Origin of the sequence: Kordiimonas sp., from assembly GCF_048260245.1 — a bacterium.
Taxonomy (GTDB): Bacteria; Pseudomonadota; Alphaproteobacteria; order Sphingomonadales; family Kordiimonadaceae; genus Kordiimonas.
Genome location: NZ_JBLXGZ010000005.1, coordinates 127,942 through 152,452, shown reverse-complemented (window position 1 = coordinate 152,452; position 24,511 = coordinate 127,942). Strand labels below are relative to the sequence as shown.

Here is a 24,511-nt window from a genome sequence, read left to right as displayed (position 1 = left end):
ACCGAACGAAAATGATCAGTAATTAAGGGTTAGGGCGCCGCAGTTGGCGCCCTATTTGTTTAATTCAGGCAAGGTTCAGGCCCTGCCTAAATCGCATCAGGGCCCGCTTTTGCTTTGTCTTCAGTGAAAGCGTTGAGGCCGATGATTGTGTACGTATCTTTAACGCCAGGGGCAACTTGCACGGTCTTGGTGATGAAACGACCGATCTCCTGCTCGGGTGCAAGCTGGAACTGTGCGAGCAAATCATAATTTCCTGACGTAGAATAAACGCTACGGACTTCTGGAACATTGTCGGCAAGATGCGCCGCGACGTCATATGTTCTGCCCAGTTCACATTTGATCATGACAAAAACTGTTTTCATTCGGATTTTCCCCGTTTCAGGCAGGCGCTGAGCCCTTACATTAATTTCAAACGCTTGTATCCAATTGTGGTTGGCTTGTGAAGGGCAGATGCGGCAAGGTAGCGCGAAGGTCGTAGATCATAGCGGTCGTATGCTATGAGGCATGCTCCGGTAAGGGAGGGATTTATGTATGATGTTGTGATCATCGGTGGGGGTCATAATGGCCTTACGTGCGCGTATTATCTTGCCAAGGCAGGGATCAAAACCTTGGTTCTGGAACGCCGGTCTGTTGTGGGAGGAGCAGCAGTAACGGAGGAATTTCACCCAGGCTTCAGGAATTCGACGGCGTCTTACACCGTTAGTCTTCTGAACGCCAAGATCATAGCAGATATGTCGCTTGAGCGACATGGACTTAAAGTAATTGAGCGAGCGGCTTCAAATTTTTTCCCGCTTGATGATGAGCGTTATCTGATGTTTCCCGCAGACGATCAGGCCAAACGAAACGAATTTGCAAAATTTTCCAGCCATGACGCCGCTGCGTTGGGGCGCTATGAAAACGATATCGAAATGGTGGCGGATGAACTAAGAAGCCTGTTGCTGAAGTCTCCTCCAAACGCGGGTGGTGGCCTGAAGGATATCATGCAGGCTGCGAGCCTCGGATTGAAAGCCTTGCGTAGACCGATTGCAGCACAGCGCCTGTTTCTTGATATGGTAACCCAGTCTTGTGCCGACCTGCTGGACCGTTACTTTGAGAGTGATGTTATCAAGGCGGCGTTCGCTTTTGATGGTATCGTAGGTGCCTTTGCCAGCCCGCGTTCACTGGGCACCGCCTACGTGTTGTTGCACCATTGTTTTGGTGAGGTGAACGGAAGAAAAGGCGCGTGGGGCCACGCGGTTGGCGGTATGGGCGCTATTACGGAAGCAATGGCAAAAGCGGCGACCCAAGCTGGCGCCGAGATAAGGACCGACAGCCCGGTAAGGGAAGTTGTTGCAGGCGGGACTGGGGTTTCCGCTGTGGTGCTGGAAGACGGTACGGTCATAAAGGCTCGGATAATCGCTTCCAATGTGGCGCCTAAGCTGCTGTTTGGGCATCTGCTTGACGGCTCGCTTTTGCCGGATGATTTCAGGACACGAATAATGGGTCTGAAAAGTGGCTCCGGCACATTGCGAATGAATGTGGCCCTGAGTGAATTACCCCAGTTCACATGTTTACCATCGGAGGGGCAGGCGCCACACCATTCGTCGGGTATCGTCATTGGTCCTTCCGTCCAGTATCTTGAGAACGCCTATCTGGATGCCAAGCGAGAGGGCTGGTCACGCCAACCGGTTGTTGAAATGCTGATTCCGAGCACGATAGATGACACATTGGCCCCGCCGGGACAGCATGTCGCCAGTCTGTTCTGCCAACATTTCTCTCCCCACCTTCCGGAAGGGCGAAGTTGGGATGACTGCAGGGAAGCCGCAGCGGACTGCGTAATTGATACCGTGAACAAATATGCGCCAAATTTCAAATCAAGCATCCTGGCGAGACAAATCCATTCCCCCCTTGATCTTGAACGCAAGTTTGGCCTGGTTGATGGTGATATCTTCCATGGCCAGTTGACACCCAATCAGCTTTTCAGCGCCCGACCGGTGTTGGGGCACGCTGCTTACAGAATGCCGCTAAAAGGGCTTTACCTGTGTGGCTCAGGTGCACACCCCGGTGGCGGTGTAACCGGAGTGCCCGGACACAATGCTGCTATGGCGATCATTGAGGATATCAGGAAAAAGCGAGTGTAGAAAGTTTGGCTATTTTGTTTAAATTCAATTAACTAAATCACTGTAACATCAGCCAAAACGACGACAGAACATGCGGTGCGCTCACAATTCTTATTCTGAAGCAATGCTTGTTGTGGCCGCATTTCTCACTTATCGTAAGCTTCTTCAGGAACAGGGGAAACCGAATGGAATACCGGATCGAAACTAGAGATGACAATTCTGCAACGGTAGTATTTAAAGGCGATATTACCTTTTCGGAAAACGTAGCCTTCCGTCAGCTTCTGAAAGACCTGTCTACCAAAGATATCAACACTTGTGTCTTTGATCTTTCCAATGTGGAAATGGTTGATTCCGCCGGGCTTGGAATGTTTTTGATTGCCAAGGAGCAAGCTGATACCAACGGCTGGAAGTTGAGTGTGACAGGTGCCCAGGGTCACGTTGCCAGTATGCTTAAATTGACTAAACTATCTGACCTGCTGCAGGGCTAAGGTAGTGCGTAACGGAGAATGCGGTGTCTGATCTGGGCTCAGGTACAGGCTTGATTCCGGGCCGGGTGGAAGAGGTTGCCGAAGGCGTCCGTGCTGCCAAGATATTGGTTGTGGATGATATGCCCCTGATGCGTACCATGATCGGGGCCTGTCTTAAAAAAGGCGGTTTCTCGAATATCAGGTACGCTGCCGATGGCGCTGAGGCCCTCTCTTTCGTGGAAAAAGAGCTTCCTGATTTGTTGGTGCTTGATCTCAATATGCCTAAAGTATCGGGCTATGAGGTGTGTCGTACCTTGCGGGCTAGGCCTGAAACCGCAAATTTGCCTATACTTGTTCAGTCCGCTTCCGAGACAGCGGAAGAACGCGTGCAGGTGTTCGCGTCGGGCGCGACAGATTTTGTCTCCAAACCGATAAACCAGCCAGAGTTGTTAGCTCGTGTATGCATGCACCTTGATAATAGGTTCCTCATCAACAGTTTGAGCAATTTCCAAAGTCGCATTCAAGCAGAGCTTACAATGGCAAGGGAAATGCAGCATTCGCTCTTGCCTGATCAAAAGGCGGTAACCTCCCTCGAGGAATTTTGTGGCTCCACAATCGAAGCCTTTTACAAAGCATCTTTTGAACTGGGTGGGGATCTTTGGGGGTGTTGGCCTATTGGAGCCGACAGGGTCGGTATTTTTGTGCTGGATATTTCCGGGCATGGTGTGAGCGCTGCTCTCAATACATTCCGCGTTCACGCGACGATGGCTCGTTTTGAGGCATTCCGCGAGAATCCAGCAGACTTTTTAGGGCTACTCAATACAGCGTTACAGCCAGCCTTTCCGCTTGGTCAGTTTGCAACCATGTTTTATGCGGTGCTCAACTTCAGATCCGGAGAGTTGGTTTACGCTGGCGCTGGTGCGCCCAGGCCGTTTGTTTTGTCAGCGGGCGGGGATATTCGCCTGCTGGACAGTTCAGGGACGCCGGTAGGCATCATCAAGTCGGCGACCTATGAAAATCAGTATGATCGGCTTGATGAAGGCGAGAGCCTGTTTTGTTATTCCGACGTACTGACGGAAGCGCCGGGCGCTGACGGTAAGTTCATGGCGGAAGAGGGACTTGTTGATTTTGTCGCCGGATGCGAACGAGAAGGCCCCAGGGTTACGCTGGTCGAACGCTTGCTGGACCGTTTCTATCATCTGGTACCGAAGGAATTGCCTGATGATCTGACGGCAGTGGCTATTCACCGGTCACCTGATTTTGCGTCGCTGAGCCCGGATGCAAAACGTGGACGTTTCACCTTTCAGTCTCGTCGCGAAGCCAAAAAGGCCGCCACCCGGCTTGCTGCCGCCAGTACTGATCCAATTGGAACAGCCGTCGGATTGATGGAACTTTTTGTGAACGCGATTGAACATGGTTGCCTCGGAATAGGTCATGATGAAAAAGGAAAATTGCTGGAGGCGGGTGAGCTAAATACTGAAATCTCTCGTCGACGCGCGATGCCTGCCTATGCGAGCAACTATGTAAATGTTGAGTTTTCACGAGATGACGACGCTTTGCGCATTATCATCAAGGACCCCGGCCTGGGGTTTGACCATAGAACATTTGTCACCGCAGATGCCGCGCACGGGAAAAAGCACGGGCGGGGTATCACAATGGCTAAAAACTGCTTTGATGAACTGACATATCACGGAGTGGGTAATGAAGTGCACGTGGTGCATTCCATTGCCCGCGATTGAGATGTCAATTTAGTAGGGATGGCCAGCCTGACATGTCGAGATCATTGAGTGCGGATTCGCAGACATCAAGCGCATGTTGCAACTCTTGTGGTTGTAGGCTGGCGTTGACGGTCAACCGGAGTAACATCTTATTGTCCGGCGTGGCGGGCGGACAAAAGACGGACCCAAGCAGGCCGTGTTTGTCCAGATACTGACGAAATAGAACCGTATTCTCCAGGTTGCCGGTGACAATCGATATTATCTGACAGTCCGAATCACTTACATCGTAACCTAACGCCAAAAGGCCGGCGCGGAGGTATCTGTGATTTGCATGCAGCTTTTCCTGCCGCCATGGCTCGGCTGCGATGATATCAAGCGCTGTATTAAAACCTGCCACCTCGTAACCCAATACTGAGGTGCTGAAGATCATGGGGCGGGCTTCATAGCGCAGAAATTCCATGTTGCGCGCAGAGCCAACGATAACGCCACCTCGGGCGGCAATGGCTTTTGACAGCCCAATGGTGCGGAAATGGACCCTGTCCGCAAGACCTTCGGCCAGGCTAATACCTCCTCCGGCGTGGCCGTGACAGCCAAAAGAGTGAGTTTCATCAACTACGATGGCGCAATTTCCCTCTTCGGTCACCTCGACAAAGTCCTTTAAAGGGCAGAGGTTGCCGTTGGTGCTGTAGAGCGAGTCAACAATGACGAGACCAGGGCCATATCGCGCGATTTTTCGCCTTAGGTCTTCAGCATTGTTGTGGCGGAAGGGGCGTGCTTTAGCGCGGGCGCACAGGATACCCTCCCACAATGAAGCGTGCGCCATAATGTCGATGTAGACAGGGGTCTCTGGTCTGGCGAAGGCCTGCACGAGCCCGGTGTTGGCGTTATAGCCAGACATCATCAGAACAGCGTCTTCCGCGCCGGTCAGTGCTGCCATGCGGTATTCAAACTCGCGGTGCATATCCTGCCTTGTGTGTGCAAAAACGCGCGAGATGGCGTCGCCATGCCCTTCCTCCAGAAGTTTCTTTGCTTTTGTGCGGGCAATTCGTGGGTCGGCTGCAATCGACAGGTAATCATTTGACTGCATATGCACGGAATTATGCGGAGCAGGGGAATTTGTAAGGGCAGCCCGCCCCCTATGGACATGACCCGTGGGGTCCATCATTGATTCCACGATGGCGTCTATAAACCGTGGACTATCATGTTTACATTCATAGGTAATGTAACTACTATTTTTAAATGAGCTTAGCATCATGCGGTCCTTCGCTGAAACGTCGCGTCTGAAATGGTTCAGGAAACTATCGCAGATTAATTTCGCTCATTATTCTACTAAATAACAACTTTTAGTGGATTTTAAGATGAGGCCGTTTTCGAAGTTTGTGACAGATTTTGAGTATATCCGAGCGAAAATGCGGGTTGGGCTCTTTTTCTCTATTCTAGGTTTCCCGCTTTATTATTACTTTTGGGCATACCTCTTTCCGCAATCATACGAGAACATTTATTTACGCATCGCTGGCGTTGTATTGGCTGTATTGTGGATTGTTTCCGACTACACTCGAAAAGGCCATGAGAGATTCCATTACTGCCTGTCTGTTGTGGCGTTGACATTTGCGGCTCCCTTTTTCTTTACCTATATGTTTCTGCAGAATGGGGCATCCGGAATTTGGCTCGGATCGCTGATCTGTGCAGTGCTTTACCTCGCCATCGTTGCGGACGCAGTTTCCTTCCTTCTCATGTTTCTAATTGGTATGCCATTGGCGTATCTTGCATATCGTTACGAGCCTTACCAGCCAGTTGCTGTTTATGATATTCTCGAGGCATTGCCTGTCGTTTTTTTCGCAGCTTCTGGTGCACTAGCCATGAAGTGGGCGGAGGAGTGGGTCATTCGTGCCAATAAACGAAAGGCCGTTGCTCTTGCAGGGTCAATTGCGCACGAATTGCGGACACCGCTGCTTGGCATTCGTCTTGAGCTTGAACATTTCCAACAGCTTGATCTGGACGTCGAGCCAATCGTACCCTCCGGTGAATCTCATTATATGGAGGTTTCGGAACGACTTAATCGCCATGTTCAGAAAGCATCGCATATCATTGATTGCCTGCTTCTCAATGTGCGCGAGGAGAGTTTTGATAACAGTGGTTTTAACCAGCATTCGATGCAGCAGGTTCTTGACGACGTACTCGCTCGTTATCCACTTACCGAGACAGAGCGCACCCTGATCAAGGTTCACCGAGAAGAAGATTTCATTTTCTGGGGCGACGACCTCTTGATGGCGCACGTGCTAATGAACCTGTTGAAAAACGCATTTGCTGCGGTCGCTGCGGCGGAAAAGGGCACCGTGGAAGTTTATTTTTCCCGAGTGAAAGAAAAGAATATTATGTGTGTCCGCGATACCGGCAGGGGCATTGCGTCGGTAAATCGGGAAAAGATATTCGAGAGATTCTACACGGATACCAGTGGCGGAGCCGGTCTCGGACTTGCGTTTTGCAAGCGAGTGGTTGAAAGTTTTGGCGGAGATGTCGAGTGTTATTCGGAAGCGGGTAAATACACCGAGTTCCGTGTTTTGCTGCCAGCCGGGGAGAGTTTATGATCGGTTCCTATCATCCAGAAATCCCAGTGTATCACCCGTGCACAGCGTTATTGCTTGATGACGATGAGGACTTTTTGGCATCCTTGAAAGCTGTGTTGGGGCGGGATGCTGCCGTGCTCGGGTATTCTTCGCCAGGTTGCGCATTGAAGTGTCTTGCTCGTGCCCAAGAGATCGCGGACGACACCTTTGATGTGTTTGAGCGCTACAGCAGCCATGCCGAGGGTTCGGGGGCACAGGTTGGCGACCATCTGCTTTTGTTGAAGTCCTCTCGCTTACGCCAGTTGGCAATGTCGGACTCCCGCTTCGAGATGATCTCGGTTGTGATTGTAGATCAGGTCATGCCCGCTACCAGCGGGCTGGAATTCTGTGCACATATTGCAGATATGGGTGTAAAAACTGTTTTGTTGACCGGCCAGATGAGCGATGAGGCTACGATTGCAGCCTTTAATGACGGTCTGATAGACCGTTTTGTTTCGAAAAACGACCCGGATGCCCTCCCTAAAATCAAGACAATGATGGCGGAACTTCACCGAGAATATATGGCTGACAAACTGGAGCCGCTTACGAAGGCTTTAAGGGTGTCCGGCAATCATAGTCTGGACCGTTTCGATACGGTTGAGTTGATGCACAGCATTCACACCATGTTCCCGTATAGTGAATATTACTACCTGCCAAACTCCCGTGGCTTTCTATTACGCGATATTGAAGGGCAGGAACAGTTTTGTCTGATCGGCAATGCGCAGGAGCAGTCCGAGATGGGGGATATCGTAGAAGACATGTTAGGCTGCTGCCCAGAAAGCGTTGGGCTGCGCCGGGGGGAGTTGGTTGCATGGGACTTTTTCGACGATTTTGGCGATAGCAAGCCTTGGCATAGTCGTCTTGGCGAGCTTGTTTTTCCTTGCCGGCAGGTTGGGGGACTCGTCTGGAGCCTCATTCCGGCCGAGAGGCTACCCTTTCAGACACATCTCGCAGACCCGTCCTGGAGCGATTACCGGGCCCGGATGCAGGCAAAGCCTATCAACTGGGTTGGTAAGGTGCGCGGTAGCTGAACCAGGTTCTATCAAGCGGCGGTAGAAGCCAGGCGGCCCGCAAAGGCATCACTATGGCTTGAGAGCATGTCACCCAGATAGTCATACATTGCGCGTATGCGGGCACTGCGGCGCAGTTCTGCGTGGCTTACCAGCCAAATGTCGGTGCTGAACACGACGAGATCATCAAAAAGTCTTACAAGATCTGGCCTATGCAAAGCCATCATACAGCTATAGGCGCCTATGCCATAGCCGCTCTCCACCGCCGTAGACAGAGCCATCATGCTGTTTGACCGAAATGTTGCCGAGCGTGAAAGGGAATAAACCCGTCTCGGGTCTGTCTTGGTGTGGGTTAGTATCTCGTCATGGGGCAGAATAAAGTTATGGTCTCCCAAATCTTTAAGGCTTTGCGGGTGTCCGTGGGATTCAAGGTAGGATTTGCTGGCATAATAGCCGTAATTCATGGTCACCGTACGCTTAGCGACTAGGTCATTTTGCACCGGCCGAAACATCCTGAGGGCGATATCAGCTTCCCGTCGCAACAGGTCGGATACTGCATTATCCACCTTAATATCGACAGTGATGCCGGGGTATTGATCAATGAATTTGCCCAGTTGCTGCACAAGCCATACAGCGCCTACGGCCTCTATGCATGAAATCATCACACTACCTGACAGGCTGCTGTCATGCCCGGTTACCAGACGTTCCATTGCATGAACATCATCTTGCATGTGCCGGGCATGATGACGCATCTGCTCGCCCAACAAGGTCATCTCCAGCCCGGACCGGGTGCGGGCAAAAAGCTCCGCGCCGATATTTTCCTCAAGCGCTGTCAGACGGCGGGATAATGTTGGTTGGCTAACCTTCAGCTTCCGGGCGGCTGCAGACAGGCTTCCATGTTCCGCCATGGCTAGAAAATATTTGAGGTCTTCCCAGTCGAGCACCTTGCTGTCCTTTTTCGCCGTGTTTACCTGTCGCTGCCTTGCAATTCAAATATGAATATCTGACCTGCACATTTTGTCAATTACTATTCATTCGCGCATTGCCATATAGGCTTCACCGGCGGTGAGCGAGCCGCCCTAATGGCGGGAACCGGTGTTCCCGATGCGAGGAGACAAATAATGTTCAAGCTTACGAAGTCTATAGCAGTTGGCGCGGTTTTCGCAGTTGCGAGTTTAACTGGAGGTGCAGAGGCTCAGACGGTTAAAACACTTTATTTTGGGCAGGATGCAAATATTGAGCGCGGCATGAATGCATTGCGTTCCGGTGATCTTGACGGTGCGGCAAAACACCTCCGTCGGGCTGTGAAGGCTGATATTGGCCGTGATCGTCTGGTCCCGGCCCTTAATAATCTATGTGCGATCGATTATGCTCGCGGTAATCTCGATGAAGCAAAAGGCGCCTGTGACCGGGCAATTCGAGAGGACAAAATGTTCTGGCGCGCCTATGTGAACCGGGGCAACGTGCATAAGGCGCGGGGTGACCTTACGGCTGCACAAGCAGATTATGAGCGCGCCGCTCGTCTCGATGACAATGCATTGTCCAGGCAGGCTCTTGCTACTCTACAGGGCGATAGAAAGCGTTTGCTTGCCGACGCTCAATAGAAGTGCGGCGTCAGGAAAGACCGGGGTGTTCCAGCTGATGGGGTGTCCCGGTTTTACTGCGGATGGGGGAAGCCGCCGGCATGGGCAACCATCGATGGCACTGGGCGTGCCAAAATTCCTTCAATCCAATGCGAAAACTCAATGGCCTTTTCAAGATCTACGCCGGTGTCAACGCCGGAGCGGTTGAGCATATAGACCAAATCCTCGGTGCCGATATTGCCAGTGGCACGCGGTGCGAACGGACAGCCACCGAGCCCGGCGATGGAACTGTCGAGTACGGCTGCACCTGCTTCATATGCCGCCCAGGCGTTGGCAATGCCGGTGTTGCGGGTGTTGTGAAAATGGGCGCGCCAGGTAACGTGGGGTAATGTCTCCTTGAGCCGGGCCATAAGCCTGCTCACATGATAGGGTGTCGCAACGCCGATTGTATCAGCAATAGCGATCTCGCGCGGCTCAGCTTCTGCGAGAGATTTGGCCATATCGACTACGGTATCTAATTCCACCTCGCCTTCGAATGGGCAGCCAAAAGCGGTTGAAATGGTTGCCTGCGCTTTCAGGCCATCACGCGCTGCCAGTTTGATGATTTCTTTGCAGACCTCGACGGACTGGTCCCTTGTCTGGCCCTGATTTTTTTCCCCAAAAGTATTTGACGCTGTCGCCACACAGCCAACCTCATCCACGCCTCTTTTATTGCCTTCACGGGTTTGAAGGGCGCGCAGGTAACCCCGTTTGTTTAGAACAAGGCCTACGTATTCCACGTCCTTTTGGTCAGGCAGGGCGGCAATAACGGCTTCCGCATCAGCCATCTGAGGTACAAGCTTCGGGTGCACAAAGCTGGCAACCTCCAAGCGCTTCAGCCCCGCATCAATGGCACGGGTAATCAGGCTCACTTTTTGCTCGGTTGAGAAATGTACCTTTTCGTTTTGCAGCCCGTCCCGGGCGCCAACTTCTACAATTTCAACGGCGCGGTGTGTGGTCATGATTTTCTCCGGCGGTGTGTTGTGCCTTAGATAGCTATGTTGCACCGCAATATCAACAAAAGTCTGACGATGATGATGTACATGTTTTCCGACTCGCGCGCCCATAATTTTTGTTTTGACAAACCGCAGGCCGTTTTGTGTTCCTGCGAAATAAGTTATAATTTCTAATATTTTACTGTGTATTCCTCAAAAAAAGGATCGGCTTTTTTGCAATTTGATATCCGTCTGGTAGGTTTACAGCTGTCCGCTTTATGAAAGCAATCCATGCCTACGCCCGGTCGAGCGCGGAACCGTGTTTCCGCTAACCTTGCAAAACGACCCATGGACGGAGGGATCAATGACCAATGGCACTCAGGCAAGCCCGCGGGTGGTGGCACTCGTGGGCCCATATTCAAGCGGTAAAACCACGCTTCTTGAGAACATACTTTTCATGACAGATACGACCCGCCGCCGTGCCAATGGCGAGCGGGTTTTTGCTGACGACGGTGTTGAAGCCAAAGCCCTTTCCATGGGGGTAGATATCAATGTTGCAGAGGCGGGCTATCTGGGCGACCGATATATATTTATCGACTGCCCCGGGTCTATTGAACTTATGCAGGAAATGCGTAACGCCGCGTATGCTGTGGACGTCGCTATTGTCGTGACGGAGCCGGAGCCGGACAAACTACAGGCTTTAAGCCCTTTGTTGCATGAACTTGAGGCGGGTGGCATACCCCATTTGCTGTTCATCAATAAAATCGACCACAGCAATGTGCACATCCGGGATCTGGCTAGGTCACTTGATGAGGTCAGTGTGCTGCCAAGCGTACTGAGGCATGTTCCTATCCGCGAGGATGGTAAGATAAATGGTTTTGTTGATCTGGCCTCACGCCGTGCCTATCGCTACGGGGTCGATGGCAGCCGCGAGATTACTGAAACTGCGGCAAGTTATATAGAGCAGGTTGCTGATGAACGCTTCCAGATGATGGAGCGACTCGCGGACTTTCATGATGACTTGATGGAGGAATTACTGGAAGACATCGACCCGGGCACGGAGGAGATATTTCAAGACCTTGGGGCCGACCTTTGCGCAGGCAACATCATGCCGGTGCTGATGGGAAGTGCGTTGAACTCCTATGGGCTCAGACGTTTGATGAAGGTGCTGCGGCACGAGATGCCGGATTTCAGCCTGGCTTGCAACCGCCTGATGCCGCCGAAGAGCGAAGATAAGGTTGCTTATGTGCTGAAGACAAAATACCTGCCTCATATGGGCAAGGTTTCATTCGCGCGTGTGCTCAAAGGAACGGTGAAAGACGGTGATCAGGTTGGTGACAGCAAGATCAGCGGTTTGTTTAAAATATCCGGGCCGGAACTTAAGAAAATCGGTCAGGCCAATGCAGGCGATATTGTCGCCATCGCCCGGCTTGGAGGAGCCGCTGCCGGGGACACGCTTGGTGGCACCGGCGCACAGAAGCCGGAGCATCTTCATGCCGTATACGCTCAGGCGCTGGAGGTACACGACCGAAAAGATGAAGCAAGGTTGTCGGAAGCGCTTACCAAGCTTATCGAGGAAGACCCATCTTTTGAGCTTGAGCACCGGGAGGACACCGGACAATTGCTATTATGGGGTCAGGGCGAGATTCATATGCGAACAGCGAGGGCGCGGCTTGTGGATAAATACGGTGTTGGTGTCGCCTTTTCGTTTCCGCGTGTGCCTTATAAGGAAACCATCCGTCGGTCCAAGCTGCAGCACACCCGTTACAAAAAACAGTCCGGCGGCCATGGTCAGTTCGGCGATGTTGTGATTGAGGTGAAGCCGCGCGGACTTGGACAGGGTTTCGAGTTTGAGGAAAATATTCACGGCGGTTCCGTCCCCAAACAATATATCCAGAGTGTAGAAGCTGGGGTGAAAGAATACCTTAAGCAAGGCCCGCTTGGCTTTCCGGTCGTGGATGTGGCCGTGACCTTGAAGGACGGGCAATGCCATAATGTAGACAGCTCCGACATGGCGTTCAAAACCGCCGGGCGCATGGCCATGGCTGACGCGCTACCGGGGTGTGAGCCCGTGCTTCTGGAACCGATTGAGCATGTGCGTGTGATGGCTCCTTCAATCCACATGGCCAAGATCAACGGCATGATTACGTCCCGCAGGGGGCAGATTATGGGGTTTGACGCCCGCGCGGGGTGGCCGGGTTGGGATCTGATTGACGCGCAGATGCCCGCATCCGAGATGCAAGACCTGATCATTGAATTGAGGTCCGTTACTCAGGGGACCGGCACATTCGAGCATGAGTTTGACCATCTCAACGAGCTAGGCGGTAAACTGAAAGAGAAGGTGCTGGACGGTCATGTGGTGGCCCGGCGCACCTGATCCTGCCCGGTTGGCTAAAAAAAAGTTGTAAGGTTTTCTGTTCCCCTGAGACTGTATGTTCTGAGGACGTTGGTTCAACAGGAGAACAGAGTGAAAAACATAACCCGAGTAGCGACAGCAGGCTTGGCGTTTTGGTGTGTCGCCATAAGCAGTGCACTAAAAGCCGATGAACCAGATACCCTGAAACCCTGTTTCCTTTCAGGCGTGAAGGAGCGTGTAAAGTGCGCGAGTTTCGAGGTGCCGCTGGATTACAGCGAGCCGGGAAGAGGCAGCATAACCCTTCACGCCACCATTGTCCCCGCCAAGGCAGGCACGCCAGCGGAGGATGCTTTTGTCGTCTTCGCCGGTGGACCAGGGCAAGCAGCGGGTGAGTATGGCGCGCTGACGCGCGTGGCATTCGATGCCATTCGGACCAAACGGGATATTGTCCTACTGGACCAACGTGGGACCGGGCGTTCCGCCGGCGTGCAATGTAAGGGAGACGCAGTCCCGGAGGCATTGTCAGGCTTAACCGCCATGGCGCGGGAATGCATGGAGAGCGCCAGCATCGATGTTCGGCATATTACCATGGAAAATCTTGTGCGCGACACCGAAGAGGCGCGCGCGCGGCTGGGTTACACTCAGCTTAATCTCTGGGGTGGCTCCTACGGTACGCGCACGGTTGCGCTTTATCTCAGGCGGTATCCGGAACGGGTGCGCAGTATTATTGTCGACGGTGTATTGCCGCCCGATGTTTCGCTTTTTGAGACCGCCGCACAAAGTGCTGAGCGCGCCAAGCATCTGATCGCGCAAGACTGTGCGAACAACGCCGTGTGCGCCGAGCGGTTCCCGACGTTCGAGGCAGATATCGACACCTTGATGACGAAGGCGAAGGCGGGAGAGTTACGCTATAGCGGGACAGACCCCGTCACCGGCGAACCCATGGAGCTTAAGTTTTTGCATGGCTACGCGGTTGAAGCACTGCGCGGCGCATTTTACCTGGCCGATACCACAACCTATCTTCCTCTGGTGGTTGACCAGGCCGTGAATGGCGACCTGGGGCCGTTGATTGCGTCACTCCTTGGCGGTACGGCGGTTTCAGAAAGCATGTATCTGGGCACAACATATTCCATTCTGTGCGGTGATGAGGTACCGCGCCTAACTACAGAACAAGCCCGTGTGGCGGGCGAGGGCAGCTTTGCGGGCGATAGCTATTATCAGTTCTGGAAAGCGGGTTGTGACGGCTGGGTTAGCACACCACCGGAGCCTGACGCCTTAACCATGATCGGAAGCGACGTGCCTGCGCTGGTGCTTTCGGGCAATCTCGACCCGATTACGCCGCCGTCGATGGGCGAGCATTTTGTGAAAGGCTTCCCGAACGGGCGGCACATTGTGGTTCCAGGCACCGGCCATAATACCAGTTATGTCGGTTGCATGCCGAGCCTTATGGCAAAATTTGTCGAAACGCTGGATGTTTCAGCTTTGGACGCTTCCTGCTTTGATCATCTCAAGCGCCTGCCTTTTGCGGTTGGCCTCAACGGCAACACGGAATAGGAGCGGCACCATGATTAAAGTAGACAGTATTGCCAAGAATTTCGGCGACGTACAAGCGGTGCGCGATGTGAGCTTCACCGCCGAAGACGGCCTGATCACGACCTTGCTGGGTGCCAATGGCTCTGGCAAATCGACCACGCTGCGCTCGGTCGCCGGGCTTTTGCGTCCGACCAGCGGCACGGTGTTGGTTGATGGGGTCGACGTACTGACAAACCCGATTGCGGCGCAGGCACGTCTTGGCGTTTTTCCTGACCAGTTTGGGCTTTATACCCGACTGACGACGCGGGAACACATCGCTTATTTCGCTGAACTGCAAGGTATGCGCGGTGACGCACGGGACGATGCCGTGGAGGAGGTAACACGCCTTCTGCAGATGGATGATATCCTCGACAGGCGCACCGAAGGTTTCAGTCAGGGGCAGCGCATGAAGGTGGCGCTGGCTGGTGCCATTGTGCACAAGCCGCAGAATATTGTGCTTGATGAACCCACCCGCGGCCTTGATGTGATGAGTATCCGCCTGTTGCGCGAGATATTGCTTGCTCTCAAGGCTGAGGGGCACTGTGTGCTGTTGTCATCGCACGTTATGGCCGAAGTCGAGGTGCTGTCGGATCATGTGGTGATGATGGCTGAGGGGTTGATCTGTGCCGATGGCAGCCCGCAGACGCTGGTCAAGGAAAGTGGTCAGCCGAACCTTGAGGAAGCCTTTGTGGCGCTGACGAATGAAGCAATCAATACTGCGAAAAGGAGCGCCGCATGAACCGCGCAATAGGGACTATTTACCGCAAGGAAATGAAAGACATGCTGCGCGACAAACGTGCGCTGATTGCAGTCGTTTCCTACGTTTTCGGCTTTCCTCTGCTGTTTGGTTTTCTCTTCTACCTGATGTCCGATGACCGGGCCGCTGATGTAAAAACAACCATCGCAATTGACGGCATGGCACAGGCACCGGGGCTTGTGGCCTATCTCGAGCGCGAAGGTTATGCTGTGACCGCCTCCGAGAGCGAAACAGTGCCAACAGGCCTGCCACAAGGTGCGGACGCGTTGGTGGTGCTGCCCGACAACTATGCCGAGCGCCTGCGCAGTGGGCAACAGGCGAGCGTTTGGATTTACGTGGACGAAACTTCACGCGCCACATCTGAGAGAGGCATGAAGGCCAGTGAGGCACTGCTTGGCTACAATCAGCAGATTGCGGCTGTGCGACTTGTTGCGCGCGGCGTTCCCACGGGGCTTATGACGCCGATGCAAATATCAAAGGGTGACGTGTCGCAGGCAAGTTTTATTAATAAGGTCATGGGCAACATGGTGATGCTACTCTTTACCCTTGCTCCCTTTGTCGTGGGCCTGAGTGTTGCACTTGATGCCCTGGCGGGTGAGCGGGAGCGCCAAAGTCTCGCATCCCTTATGGTTATGCCGATTAGTAGCGCCACAATTACCATCGGAAAGTGGGCCATGATTGCCAGCTTCGGGTTGATCGGCACCTTGGCTACCATGGCGGTAAACCTGATCGTTATCAATCTGCTGCCTGCAGATCTGTTGCCTTTCACGCTTAAGGTGACGGCACCGGGCATGATGCTGGCTTTGCTGCAACTCGTGACTTTGTGTATGTTCGTGGCCTCGCTCCAGCTTGTGGTTAGCATTCATGCCAAAAGCTTCAAGGAAGGCCAGACTTATATGTCGATGATGATGATGGTGCCCGCGATTGTAGGTTACTCCAAAATCTACGGCGACAGCAAGTTGCCGGACTTTGTGAATTACCTGCCGATATTCTCTGACATGGAAAGTCTTGGCAGTATTTTCTTTGCCGGTGTCGTGGATGTGCAGTTGACGCTGGCCGCCATGACGGCAGGCCTGGTTGGTACCGCCCTGTGCCTGAGCTTGACGATCAAACGGCTATCAAGCGAACATATGCTCGCGGAAGCATGACTGAAGCTGCCGGGAGGGCCATTTGGCGTTGGAGTTTAACAAAATACTGCAAGACTATGGCCCCATGCTGAGCCGGATCGTTGCCTCTTATGAGGCCGATCCGGCTATTCAGCAGGAAGTGTTGCAGGACGTCTCTCTTGCCCTTTGGCAGGCGCTGCCGAAGTTTCGCGGCGATGGTAGCCTCAAAGCCTTCATTGCCCGTGTTGCCCAAAACAGGGCGGTCTCGCACGTTGCTAAAGCGGCGAACAGACCACAACAAGCTGAACTTGAAGACGATATGGCTTGCGACGCGGATGGGCCGGAAGACCGGCTTGAGAAACGGCAACAAAGACAGCATCTCGTTGCCGCTGTGCGTGCCTTGCCTCTCAACCTCAGGCAGGTGACGACGCTGGCGCTTGAAGGTTTTTCCCATCGGGAAATTGGCGACGCATTGGGCATATCCGAAAATAACGCGATGGTACGTTTCAGTCGCGCTAAGGAAACCTTAAAAATTCACATGACACGGGGCCGAGGCGTCGCCCAGGGAGGCGCAAAATGAGTGACCGCAAACAAGAACCTGAGCAGCCAGACTGGGATGACCTCAAGGATATATGGCAAGACAGCCCGCCGGTGGACATGGCGCGCATGGCCCGCACGGCGCGTTTTGTTTGGTGGCGCATGCGTTTCAATTTTGTATTGGAGCTATTGGTGTCCATCGCCGGTGTTGGTGTGTTTGCCTATTTGCTTTATGGCGTGGGCTCCCTGCCACAACTCCTTCTGGCCTGCGCTGGTATGCTACTGAGCTTTGGTGGTCTTTATGCCGCGTTTCGCATCCGAAAAAACGCATGGGGTGAGCCGGGGGACACCGCACTGTCACTTGTGCAATTACAGATCAGACGAGCGCAATCCGCCATTTTATATGTTAAAGCAAATAATTGGCTGGGCATTATTTCCCTTTCGATGTTACCGCTGGCTTATTGGGTTCTTTATGACGGCACAAAAGAAGCGACCGAGGAACGCGTGGCTCACTTTGAACTGTTCCTATGCCTTGGCTTTGCGGTCATCGTTGTCGTCTTGCTTGCCATGTTGCCTTATCTGCGCCGCAAACAGCGTGAACTGAAGGAACTGGAGCAGCTGGCGCGTCAGTTGTCGGACGAGGATTGACCCTTGATGATATCTTTTATCAATCGGCGTAAAGGATGTAGTAGCGCGATATGGTCGGTCGCCAAAGGCAGGGGATCGCCACACAGGCTTGCGGCCAGATAGTCGCCAAGGATGGGACCATATTGAAAGCCCTTTGAGCCAAGGCCGTTCAGTATACTGAGGCCTTCCTCAACAGGGGTAGGGCCAAGGTCGCGGGTGTTGGCGTCAAGGCCAAGTGGTGCGTAGCGTGCCCTTGCTGCCGTGCCGTCATAGGCAGGGCCCGCATAGGGCAGGTGGTCTGGTGTGGTGGCTCTGATCCCGGCCCAGGAGCTCACCAGCATTTCTTCTGTGATTTCCTTGCCTGTTACCTCGCGAAAGGCTTTCAGGATGCGAGCGCGGGCGGCAGCCTGCGGCTGATCCGAGTCAGGTTCCACGGTATCCAGGCGGTCGAAGGTCGACCCTAGAGTGCGAATACCACCGATCTCACTGATCAGATAGCCGCCATAAGCAAGGGACTGATCCGGCATATCCATGGCCTTCGCGCAGATCAGCTCCACCTGACCACGGTTGGGGCGCAGGGTGGGGCAGGAATGATGCGGTAAAAGAGCGGAAGAATTGATGCCGCAGGCGAGCACCACATGGGCAGCTTCCATGATGCGGTCGTTGTCGCTTTTTATCAGCCAGCCCGCGCCGGTGCGCTCCAGCGCTGTCACGGTCGCGTCGCGCGCAGGTAAACCAGCCCTTAACGTGTGCAAGGCCCGCGCTGTATCAAGGCTGCCGCCACGCTTGAGAATAAACCCGCGCGAGCTTGGCTCAAGCCAGTCGGCTGACCAACCAAGGTGTGTTGCGATGGCAGCCATGCGTTGCATGTCTTTTTCATTCCTGGGCAAGATGTTGATGCCGGGTACGTCTGCCCAAGCTGCCTGAAAAGGCTGGAAGGTGGCGGCGAAGGCAAAGGCGCTGGTAAAAAATTCGGCGACGGGTTGAGTATCCAGCAGGAAACGCGGGGCCAAAATAGCAGCGGGTACGCTGCTGGCCTGGGGGGCAGAGGGCGCGGTAATCAGCGTGACATCGCGGCCCCGTTGACAAAGAGCATGTGCGGCACTAGCCCCAGCAATACCGCCGCCAATCACAGCTATGGGGCCGTCGCTCGCCACAGGAAGCGTAGCCCATTCCGGAATGGTGTCTTTATGTTGTTTTCGAGGCGCTGGCGTTAACGCCGTGCCTACAAGGCGTTCTCGCTTCCGGCCATAACCCGGCGCCTTGGTCACTTCAAAGCCGCGTTCGGCCAAGCCTCTACGCACGAAGCCAGCTGCTGTGAAGGTCGCAAACCGTGTGCCGGGTTCTGAAAGACGGGCGATTTCATCCAGCATATCGTCTGACCACATTGCAGGATTTTTTGCTGGGGCAAAACCATCAAGATACCAGGCGTCGACTTTGGCTCTCAGTCGTCTGAGCGCAGTTACTGCTTCGCCGAACAGAAGCAAAAGAGTAACTTGTCCACCGTCAAAACATCGTGTGTGAAAACCCGGCGCAGCAGGGGGCCACGCCGCCCGCAGTTCAGCCGCATATGCGGCAACATCGGGGAAGGTTTCGTGAGCCGCCTTCAGCGCCTCTTCAGTCAGCGGGTAGCCTTCAACCGATATGAATGTCAGCCTGCCACGGGCGCCGCTCTCTCTGAAGGCCTTCCATGTTGCCAGAAAATTCAGGCCCGTGCCAAAGCCGGTCTCGCCGATCACATAATGGTGTGTTTCCTGCCAGACCTGAGGGCCACCGATACCGCGGATAAAAACAAACTCTGTTTCAGCCAGACCATTTTCGGCGGAATAATAGACATCACCAAAATGCGTGGATACAGGCGCATTGTCACGCCATTCAAGTTCATTATGTTCGATCTTTTTCATCGCGGTACCAAATATTATCGGGTACCGCGTTGCATAGCCTATTGGTGTGTTTTTGTCCTGTGTGAATTATTGTTAAGGATTGGCAAGCCACCAATTTCATGTGAAAGTCTGATTATAAAGGTACGGGGAAGTTATGCTGTATGAATTAGATGGCGTCAGGCCGGTTCTTGAGGATGCATCCGTCTGGATTGCTGACAATGCTGCGGTTATTGGAAATGTGAAGCTCGCACCCCGCTCAAGTGTGTGGTTTGGTGTCACCATCAGGGGAGATAACGATCCAATTATTGTGGGTGAGGGCAGTAACATTCAGGATCAATCGGTCCTGCACACCGACATTGGCGCCCCGATCAATATTGGTGCGAATGTCACCATAGGACACAAGGTTATGTTGCATGGGTGCAGTATTGCAGATCGTACCCTCATAGGTATGGGGAGCACGATTCTGAACCGTGCCAAAATTAGCGAGGGCTCTATCGTGGGCGCTAACAGCCTTATCACGGAAGGCAAGGAGTTTCCCCCCGGTGTTCTGATCGTAGGATCCCCAGCGCGCGTCGTGCGAAAGTTGACTGATCAGGAGCATGAAATGATCAGTTTATCCGCAAAGATCTATCAGGATAATGCAGTTCGTTTCGCCGGCGGTCTAAAAAAGATCACTTTTTCCTAGGAGTGTTCATGCCAACAGCAAATTTGTAGCCCCGATATAAAGTCGGTGGCAAACTCTGCAGCGGGGTTGGGTGCATATTATGAACGTTGACGTGTGGCAGATGCAGGAGCTTCGGAGCATTGACCTTGATGCCAGGGTCGAAATCGCCCGTAAAGTCGGTAAAATACTGGCGCGAGAAAATGACGGCGATGAAAAAAAAGACGCCCTGCAACTCGCTCAGTTGCTGGTGGAAGACGTGGCGGTGTCTGTGCGAGATGCTCTCGCCAAAGAATTGAGGAGTTGCAGTTTTCTTCCGTCCGAATTGCTGAGCAAGCTGGCACAGGACATCGATCAGGTTTCCATGCCGTTTCTTGTTGCTTCACAAGCAACCGATGACGCCTTTCTGGAAGAAATTGTGCGCAATTGCGGCAGTGGGCAACAGGAGGCGATAGCACAACGGTCTAATCTGTCGGAGGCCGTTAGTTTTGCCATCAGTGACGTGGCTGGCCTCGACGCCGTTTCAAACCTGATGAATAATGATACTGCGGATGTCTCGCCCCGAAGTCAAAATCGTGTCGTTGACAGGTTCCGAGAAGAGCGGGGTTTGATGGAAAAGCTGGCAGCACGTGCGGATTTATCGTCGGACGTTGTGGAGCGGATCATTTTCAAGGTTTCAAAGCGGTACGGGGAATACCTGTCAGAAAAGTTCGGGCTGGCAACAGATTATGCATCTTATCTGGTGTCTATGGCGAATAGGCGCGTATTTTCGAGAACGATGGAAATCGCCCCCCTGAATGAGATGCAAAACTATTTGCGCCAGCTAAGTGCTGTCGGCGCGCTGACATCCGATGTACTACTTACCTATCTTCAGAACGGCAACGTGCGCCTGTTTACCATGGCGGTGGCCGTGCGCTTGGGGCGTCCCTATGCTGTGGTTGAAGCGAAGCTGGTGCCAGGAAACAGAAATATCGTTGCCCGGCTACTGGAAACGGCAGGCTTTTCAAGGTCTGTGATCGGTGTTTTACTCATCGCCTATGACAGGCTCTATCGCGGTAGTTGATGAAACACGGCAAACCATGGACTGGGTCTTGTTGGGTTTAGAAGGGCAAGGCCGCAGTGACAATTGCTGATGCATTGTATCAATATGATCCAATGTCTCAAATTGGCACGCCGGACTATGACATCGAGTGTCCCGTATATAGACGAAGCTTGATAAAGCATTGATTTTTATCATTTAAAAAAATGGCACAGCGTTTGCTGTTATGTACTTGCCTTACAGATTTTGCCTGAGATCTGATAGGTACTCAAACGAGTATAATAGCGCGACCTCATTTTGCCTGAGTGGGGTCGCGCTTTAAACTATTTAGCGGACGGGATTTCTCTTGTCCGCTTAATTTTTTTGAGATAGGGAAATTCTCCCGCGGGGGTTGGGGGGAGTTTCAGGTGTCCAAGCTTATTTATCGTAATCGCCTTTTTGTTTTCCTTCTGGACCGCATTGGTCGGCTCGTTTTACGTTTTGGAAGATGGCGGGTGGTTGGGCAAGTACCCAAATACCCAAAGTTTGTTGCGGTGGCTGCTCCTCACACCAGTAACTGGGATTTCCCTATTTTTATGGCGGTTGTTGGTGTGCTGCGCCTACAGGTGCGGTTTTTGGGTAAGCATAGTCTGTTTCAAGGGCCGTTAGGCCGCCTTTTCTACTGGCTTGGCGGTATCCCGGTTGACCGGGAAAGCTCTGGTGTCGCGGGTGTTGTAGCGCAGGCTGAAGAAGTGTTTGCTGCTAGTCCCAAGCTGATACTGGGCGTCGCCCCGGAGGGAACCCGTTCCAGGGTGGTAAAGTGGAAAACCGGATTTTACCGTATTGCTGTAGCAGCCAACGTTCCAATTGTTCTTGTGTTCCTTGACAGCAAAACCCGCGAGGTGGGGATTGGTCCCACGTTCTGGCCGACAGGTGATATGTCCGGCGACCTTTTGAAAATTCAGGCTTTTTACGCCGACAAGGCAGGCATTAATCCCCGCAATCAGTAGAAGGAAGGTGACCTGCGAAAAACACTCCGGGATTCATGATGTTATTTGGGTCCAGTGCTTTTTTGATTGCAGTCATTGCGTTCAAGAGGGCGGCAGGTTTGACCCGCGTGAGTTCTTCCTTTTTTAAGGTACCTATACCGTGTTCGGCTGAGATCGAACCGCCGAAGCCGATGACGATGTCGTGTACAAGAATGGCCACCTCTTCCCAGCGCGCGAGAAATTCTGTTTTGTCGCCATTCTCAGGTTGCATGATGTTAAAGTGAATGTTGCCGTCGCCTAAATGCCCGAACGCAACAAGTCGGGCGTCCGGAATAAGGTCATCAATGGCCTTGCTTCCTTGCTCAAGAAAGGCAGGAACTTTCGAAACCGGGACGGAAATATCATGTTTGATGCTGCCTCCTTCCAGTTTCTGAGCCTCAGACATGCTTTCGCGCAGGCGCCAAAAATCTGCGCTTTGTGCTAATGATGCAGCGACAGCCCCGTCGACGACCAGACCGTTTTCAAAGGAGTTTTCAAGCCAGTCGTCAATGTCAGCTGCGAGCGCAGTGTCTTCACGACTGGTGGCAATGTCTGCCAGAATATACCAGCTATAAGGCCTGGCCAAAGGATCGCTCGTACCGGGAATGTGTTTGAGTACCAGATCTATGCCGAACCGGGGCATCAATTCGAATGCGGATACTCGGTCGCCACTGGCAATGCGTGCCGAAGCAAGCAATTGCAAAGCTTTTTCCGGGTTATCCAAGGCAAGTAAACATGTATGTTTTTGCACTTCACGTGGGTAAAGCTTGAAGGTCGCCCGGGTGATGAGCCCAAGGGTACCTTCTGCTCCGATCAGGAGTTGGCTCAGATTATAGCCGGTGTTGTTTTTTCTGAGGGCGGTTAGTTCGTCAATCAGGTCGCCGCCGGGTAATATGGCCTGCAATCCCAATGTTAGCGCCCTCGTGGTGCCGTAGCGCAATACGTGAATGCCGCCTGCATTCGTGGACAGAACACCCCCCACAGTACAGCTTCCCTCTGAAGCAAGAGAAAGCGGAAACAGGAGGCCTTTCTCCGCGGCCTTTTCCTGAAGCTCAGCAACCGTACAGCCCGCGTCTGCGGTAATCGAAAAATCGTCTTCATCAACGACGCAGTATTTATTCATACGTTTGGTGCTAAGCAGAACCTCGGTCCTGCCTTCCAGGCCGGGGGTGCTGCCTCCTACGAGGCCTGTATTGCCGCCCTGAGATACGATGCTGACGTTGTGTTGCTGACAATAGCGAACAAGCTGCGACGCTGTCTCAACATTATCAGGTAAAAGCATTATTGGTGTGTGGCCGTGAAATTTGTCGCGCCATTCTCGCAGGTGTGGCTCTAGCGTTGTTGTGTCGGATGTTGCGCCGCCAGGCCCGGCGATTGCGCGTAACTGGTCAATATGCTTTTGCTCGATCATTGATTTTTTCTCGGCGCGGCTGCGCGCTTCAGTCGGTCGTTAATTGCTATTCCAACCCCATGGTTCGGGATCGGGGCTACAGCGATCGTTTTTGTATCAGTTTTGTCTGCATCGCGCAGCCGTTTGAACAGGTTCCTGGCGGCTTCCCGCAGATCACCGTCAGGACTAAGCGTGAAACTGCCTTCGATGGCACCAAAGCCGATGAGAGTTTCACCCTCATGAGCTTCAGTCGCGTTCATGCGAACATGAGCGTCAGGTGCATAATGGCTAAGCATTTGCCCAGGGGCACTGATTTCAGTGTCATCTCTATCGTATACGGGCAGGCCTATGGCTTCGGTAATCTCATCGGGTGTTACTGTGCCGGGGCGTAACAGATAGAGGCGTTCATCACGAACACCGATGATTGTCGACTCGATGCCTTCGCTTGTGGTGCCGCCATCCAGAATCATCGGTATTTTTCCGCCGAGCGTGATTTCTACGTCCTTGGCACATGTTGGGGAAAGTTTACCTGAAAGGTTTGCGCTGGGCGCCGCTACCGGATGACCGAGGCCCGCGATAATCTGGCGGGTGGTATGCTGCGCCGGGCACCGTATGGCTAGTGTGCTCAAGCCAGCTGAGACTGCCGGGGAGACAGTCGCTGTCTGAAGCCGCGTCAGAACAAGCGTAAGGGGGCCGGGCCAGAATCGCTGCATCAGCTTTTCCGCAAGCGGTGGGACCTCGACATAGCTTTTGGCCATTTCAATGCCGGACACATGGCAGATAAGCGGATTATTTGAGGGGCGCCCCTTCACACTATATATATGCTGCACTGCACAATGTTCCGTAGCGTCAGCGGCCAGGCCATAGACAGTCTCTGTAGGAATGGCCACGAGGTTTCCGGCGCGCAAAAGCTCGACAGCTCTTGAAATTGCACCATCTTCGTGTTCAGAAACGACTTGAGTGTTATATATTGCCATGCACAATTTCCGCTCAAACGGACAAAGCTTTACTATTACCATAGCTGATAGGCGACTAGGCAGTGACTGACAATGGCTATTTCCACATGTTGACTGCGAAAGGCTTAATTGGCGCCGAATAGCCGAATAAAGGAATAAAGAT

The 24,511-nt window shown here is 53.1% G+C and carries 22 protein-coding genes; 15 read left to right on the top strand and 7 right to left on the bottom strand.

Annotated elements, in window-relative coordinates; all coding sequences use genetic code 11:
• Positions 1 to 86 precede the first annotated feature (86 nt).
• Positions 87 to 362: an Lrp/AsnC family transcriptional regulator gene (locus tag ACN0VM_RS04810; protein ID WP_417449712.1), complete on the bottom strand. Its 276-nt coding sequence runs from the start codon at positions 360 to 362 to the stop codon at positions 87 to 89.
• A gap of 165 nt (positions 363 to 527) precedes the next feature.
• Here ACN0VM_RS04810 and ACN0VM_RS04805 point away from each other — a divergent pair, with 165 nt between their 5' ends.
• From ACN0VM_RS04805 to ACN0VM_RS04795, 3 genes are all read left to right on the top strand, one after another.
• Complete coding sequence (locus tag ACN0VM_RS04805) at positions 528 to 2,120, top strand: phytoene desaturase family protein (RefSeq protein ID WP_417449711.1); 1,593 nt, start codon at positions 528 to 530, stop codon at positions 2,118 to 2,120.
• A 164-nt stretch (positions 2,121 to 2,284) separates the two neighbouring features.
• Positions 2,285 to 2,587, top strand: coding sequence for an STAS domain-containing protein (locus ACN0VM_RS04800; protein WP_417449710.1), 303 nt, complete (start codon positions 2,285 to 2,287; stop codon positions 2,585 to 2,587).
• 23 nt (positions 2,588 to 2,610) lie between these two features.
• A complete protein-coding gene (locus tag ACN0VM_RS04795; protein ID WP_417449709.1) occupies positions 2,611 to 4,305 on the top strand; it encodes an ATP-binding SpoIIE family protein phosphatase in 1,695 nt (564 codons plus the stop codon).
• Positions 4,306 to 4,309: 4 nt separating this feature from the next.
• Here the strand turns inward: ACN0VM_RS04795 and cqsA are convergent, their stop codons facing one another.
• A complete protein-coding gene (cqsA, locus tag ACN0VM_RS04790) occupies positions 4,310 to 5,536 on the bottom strand; it encodes an alpha-hydroxyketone-type quorum-sensing autoinducer synthase (RefSeq protein WP_417449720.1) in 1,227 nt (408 codons plus the stop codon).
• A gap of 106 nt (positions 5,537 to 5,642) precedes the next feature.
• On the opposite strand from cqsA, the gene ACN0VM_RS04785 reads away from it, so the two are divergent.
• Both ACN0VM_RS04785 and ACN0VM_RS04780 read left to right on the top strand, forming a co-directional pair.
• Positions 5,643 to 6,872 (top strand): sensor histidine kinase, encoded by a 1,230-nt coding sequence (locus ACN0VM_RS04785; protein ID WP_417449708.1) that lies wholly within the window; start codon positions 5,643 to 5,645, stop codon positions 6,870 to 6,872.
• Positions 6,869 to 7,921, top strand: coding sequence for a hypothetical protein (locus ACN0VM_RS04780; RefSeq protein WP_417449707.1), 1,053 nt, complete (start codon positions 6,869 to 6,871; stop codon positions 7,919 to 7,921). Before ACN0VM_RS04785 ends, ACN0VM_RS04780 begins: the two co-directional genes overlap by 4 nt.
• An 11-nt stretch (positions 7,922 to 7,932) precedes the next feature.
• Here the strand turns inward: ACN0VM_RS04780 and ACN0VM_RS04775 are convergent, their stop codons facing one another.
• Positions 7,933 to 8,844 carry a LysR family transcriptional regulator gene (locus ACN0VM_RS04775; RefSeq protein ID WP_417449706.1) on the bottom strand — a complete coding sequence of 304 codons (912 nt, stop codon included), beginning with the start codon at positions 8,842 to 8,844 and terminating at the stop codon, positions 7,933 to 7,935.
• Between the two features lie 177 nt (positions 8,845 to 9,021).
• On the opposite strand from ACN0VM_RS04775, the gene ACN0VM_RS04770 reads away from it, so the two are divergent.
• A complete protein-coding gene (locus ACN0VM_RS04770) occupies positions 9,022 to 9,504 on the top strand; it encodes a tetratricopeptide repeat protein (RefSeq protein WP_417449705.1) in 483 nt (160 codons plus the stop codon).
• Between the two features lie 53 nt (positions 9,505 to 9,557).
• On the opposite strand, the gene ACN0VM_RS04765 is transcribed toward ACN0VM_RS04770, so the two are convergent.
• Positions 9,558 to 10,484, bottom strand: coding sequence for a hydroxymethylglutaryl-CoA lyase (locus ACN0VM_RS04765; RefSeq protein WP_417449704.1), 927 nt, complete (start codon positions 10,482 to 10,484; stop codon positions 9,558 to 9,560).
• 337 nt (positions 10,485 to 10,821) lie between these two features.
• On the opposite strand from ACN0VM_RS04765, the gene ACN0VM_RS04760 reads away from it, so the two are divergent.
• From ACN0VM_RS04760 to ACN0VM_RS04735, 6 genes are all read left to right on the top strand, one after another.
• Positions 10,822 to 12,834 carry an elongation factor G gene (locus ACN0VM_RS04760; protein WP_417449703.1) on the top strand — a complete coding sequence of 671 codons (2,013 nt, stop codon included), beginning with the start codon at positions 10,822 to 10,824 and terminating at the stop codon, positions 12,832 to 12,834.
• Positions 12,835 to 12,924: 90 nt separating this feature from the next.
• Complete coding sequence (locus tag ACN0VM_RS04755; protein ID WP_417449702.1) at positions 12,925 to 14,367, top strand: alpha/beta fold hydrolase; 1,443 nt, start codon at positions 12,925 to 12,927, stop codon at positions 14,365 to 14,367.
• Between the two features lie 10 nt (positions 14,368 to 14,377).
• Positions 14,378 to 15,124: an ATP-binding cassette domain-containing protein gene (locus ACN0VM_RS04750; protein WP_417449701.1), complete on the top strand. Its 747-nt coding sequence runs from the start codon at positions 14,378 to 14,380 to the stop codon at positions 15,122 to 15,124.
• Positions 15,121 to 16,290, top strand: a complete 1,170-nt coding sequence (locus tag ACN0VM_RS04745; RefSeq protein ID WP_417449700.1) for an ABC transporter permease — start codon at positions 15,121 to 15,123, stop codon at positions 16,288 to 16,290. The genes ACN0VM_RS04750 and ACN0VM_RS04745 overlap by 4 nt, the downstream gene beginning before the upstream one ends.
• Positions 16,291 to 16,312: 22 nt before the next feature.
• Positions 16,313 to 16,828, top strand: coding sequence for an RNA polymerase sigma factor (locus ACN0VM_RS04740; RefSeq protein ID WP_417449699.1), 516 nt, complete (start codon positions 16,313 to 16,315; stop codon positions 16,826 to 16,828).
• Positions 16,825 to 17,433, top strand: a complete 609-nt coding sequence (locus tag ACN0VM_RS04735; RefSeq protein WP_417449698.1) for a hypothetical protein — start codon at positions 16,825 to 16,827, stop codon at positions 17,431 to 17,433. The genes ACN0VM_RS04740 and ACN0VM_RS04735 overlap by 4 nt, the downstream gene beginning before the upstream one ends.
• On the opposite strand, the gene mnmD is transcribed toward ACN0VM_RS04735, so the two are convergent.
• On the bottom strand, positions 17,412 to 19,316 hold the full coding sequence (mnmD, locus tag ACN0VM_RS04730; RefSeq protein ID WP_417449697.1) for a tRNA (5-methylaminomethyl-2-thiouridine)(34)-methyltransferase MnmD: 1,905 nt from the start codon (positions 19,314 to 19,316) through the stop codon (positions 17,412 to 17,414). The two genes, ACN0VM_RS04735 and mnmD, sit on opposite strands and share 22 nt — an antisense overlap.
• 133 nt (positions 19,317 to 19,449) lie before the next feature.
• On the opposite strand from mnmD, the gene ACN0VM_RS04725 reads away from it, so the two are divergent.
• The 3 genes from ACN0VM_RS04725 to ACN0VM_RS04715 all read left to right on the top strand — a co-directional run bounded on the left by ACN0VM_RS04725 (position 19,450) and on the right by ACN0VM_RS04715 (position 21,984).
• Complete coding sequence (locus ACN0VM_RS04725; RefSeq protein ID WP_417449696.1) at positions 19,450 to 19,980, top strand: gamma carbonic anhydrase family protein; 531 nt, start codon at positions 19,450 to 19,452, stop codon at positions 19,978 to 19,980.
• A gap of 79 nt (positions 19,981 to 20,059) precedes the next feature.
• The gene (locus ACN0VM_RS04720; protein ID WP_417449695.1) at positions 20,060 to 21,019 is read left to right on the top strand and encodes a DUF2336 domain-containing protein; all 960 of its coding nucleotides are present in this window, start codon (positions 20,060 to 20,062) and stop codon (positions 21,017 to 21,019) included.
• 383 nt (positions 21,020 to 21,402) lie between these two features.
• Positions 21,403 to 21,984 carry a lysophospholipid acyltransferase family protein gene (locus ACN0VM_RS04715; protein WP_417449694.1) on the top strand — a complete coding sequence of 194 codons (582 nt, stop codon included), beginning with the start codon at positions 21,403 to 21,405 and terminating at the stop codon, positions 21,982 to 21,984.
• On the opposite strand, the gene ACN0VM_RS04710 is transcribed toward ACN0VM_RS04715, so the two are convergent.
• Together ACN0VM_RS04710 and ACN0VM_RS04705 are read right to left on the bottom strand one after the other, a co-directional pair.
• Positions 21,965 to 23,413, bottom strand: coding sequence for an FAD-binding oxidoreductase (locus ACN0VM_RS04710; protein ID WP_417449693.1), 1,449 nt, complete (start codon positions 23,411 to 23,413; stop codon positions 21,965 to 21,967). The genes ACN0VM_RS04715 and ACN0VM_RS04710 overlap by 20 nt on opposite strands.
• Positions 23,410 to 24,369 carry an L-threonylcarbamoyladenylate synthase gene (locus ACN0VM_RS04705; protein ID WP_417449692.1) on the bottom strand — a complete coding sequence of 320 codons (960 nt, stop codon included), beginning with the start codon at positions 24,367 to 24,369 and terminating at the stop codon, positions 23,410 to 23,412. The genes ACN0VM_RS04710 and ACN0VM_RS04705 overlap by 4 nt, the downstream gene beginning before the upstream one ends.
• Positions 24,370 to 24,511: the final 142 nt, after the last annotated feature.

Bases quoted from the DNA above. Each gene is read 5' to 3' on its own strand.
- ACN0VM_RS04800 (WP_417449710.1), top strand. From the start codon at position 2,285: ATGGAATACCGGATCGAAACTAGAGATGACAATTCTGCAACGGTAGTA.
- ACN0VM_RS04710 (WP_417449693.1), bottom strand. From the start codon at position 23,413: ATGATCGAGCAAAAGCATATTGACCAGTTACGCGCAATCGCCGGGCCT.
- ACN0VM_RS04810 (WP_417449712.1), bottom strand. From the start codon at position 362: ATGAAAACAGTTTTTGTCATGATCAAATGTGAACTGGGCAGAACATAT.
- ACN0VM_RS04720 (WP_417449695.1), top strand. From the start codon at position 20,060: ATGAACGTTGACGTGTGGCAGATGCAGGAGCTTCGGAGCATTGACCTT.
- ACN0VM_RS04750 (WP_417449701.1), top strand. From the start codon at position 14,378: ATGATTAAAGTAGACAGTATTGCCAAGAATTTCGGCGACGTACAAGCG.
- ACN0VM_RS04735 (WP_417449698.1), top strand. From the start codon at position 16,825: ATGAGTGACCGCAAACAAGAACCTGAGCAGCCAGACTGGGATGACCTC.
- ACN0VM_RS04805 (WP_417449711.1), top strand. From the start codon at position 528: ATGTATGATGTTGTGATCATCGGTGGGGGTCATAATGGCCTTACGTGC.
- ACN0VM_RS04760 (WP_417449703.1), top strand. From the start codon at position 10,822: ATGACCAATGGCACTCAGGCAAGCCCGCGGGTGGTGGCACTCGTGGGC.
- ACN0VM_RS04770 (WP_417449705.1), top strand. From the start codon at position 9,022: ATGTTCAAGCTTACGAAGTCTATAGCAGTTGGCGCGGTTTTCGCAGTT.
- mnmD (WP_417449697.1), bottom strand. From the start codon at position 19,316: ATGAAAAAGATCGAACATAATGAACTTGAATGGCGTGACAATGCGCCT.
- ACN0VM_RS04780 (WP_417449707.1), top strand. From the start codon at position 6,869: ATGATCGGTTCCTATCATCCAGAAATCCCAGTGTATCACCCGTGCACA.
- ACN0VM_RS04785 (WP_417449708.1), top strand. From the start codon at position 5,643: ATGAGGCCGTTTTCGAAGTTTGTGACAGATTTTGAGTATATCCGAGCG.
- ACN0VM_RS04725 (WP_417449696.1), top strand. From the start codon at position 19,450: ATGCTGTATGAATTAGATGGCGTCAGGCCGGTTCTTGAGGATGCATCC.
- ACN0VM_RS04745 (WP_417449700.1), top strand. From the start codon at position 15,121: ATGAACCGCGCAATAGGGACTATTTACCGCAAGGAAATGAAAGACATG.
- ACN0VM_RS04705 (WP_417449692.1), bottom strand. From the start codon at position 24,369: ATGGCAATATATAACACTCAAGTCGTTTCTGAACACGAAGATGGTGCA.
- ACN0VM_RS04765 (WP_417449704.1), bottom strand. From the start codon at position 10,484: ATGACCACACACCGCGCCGTTGAAATTGTAGAAGTTGGCGCCCGGGAC.
- cqsA (WP_417449720.1), bottom strand. From the start codon at position 5,536: ATGCTAAGCTCATTTAAAAATAGTAGTTACATTACCTATGAATGTAAA.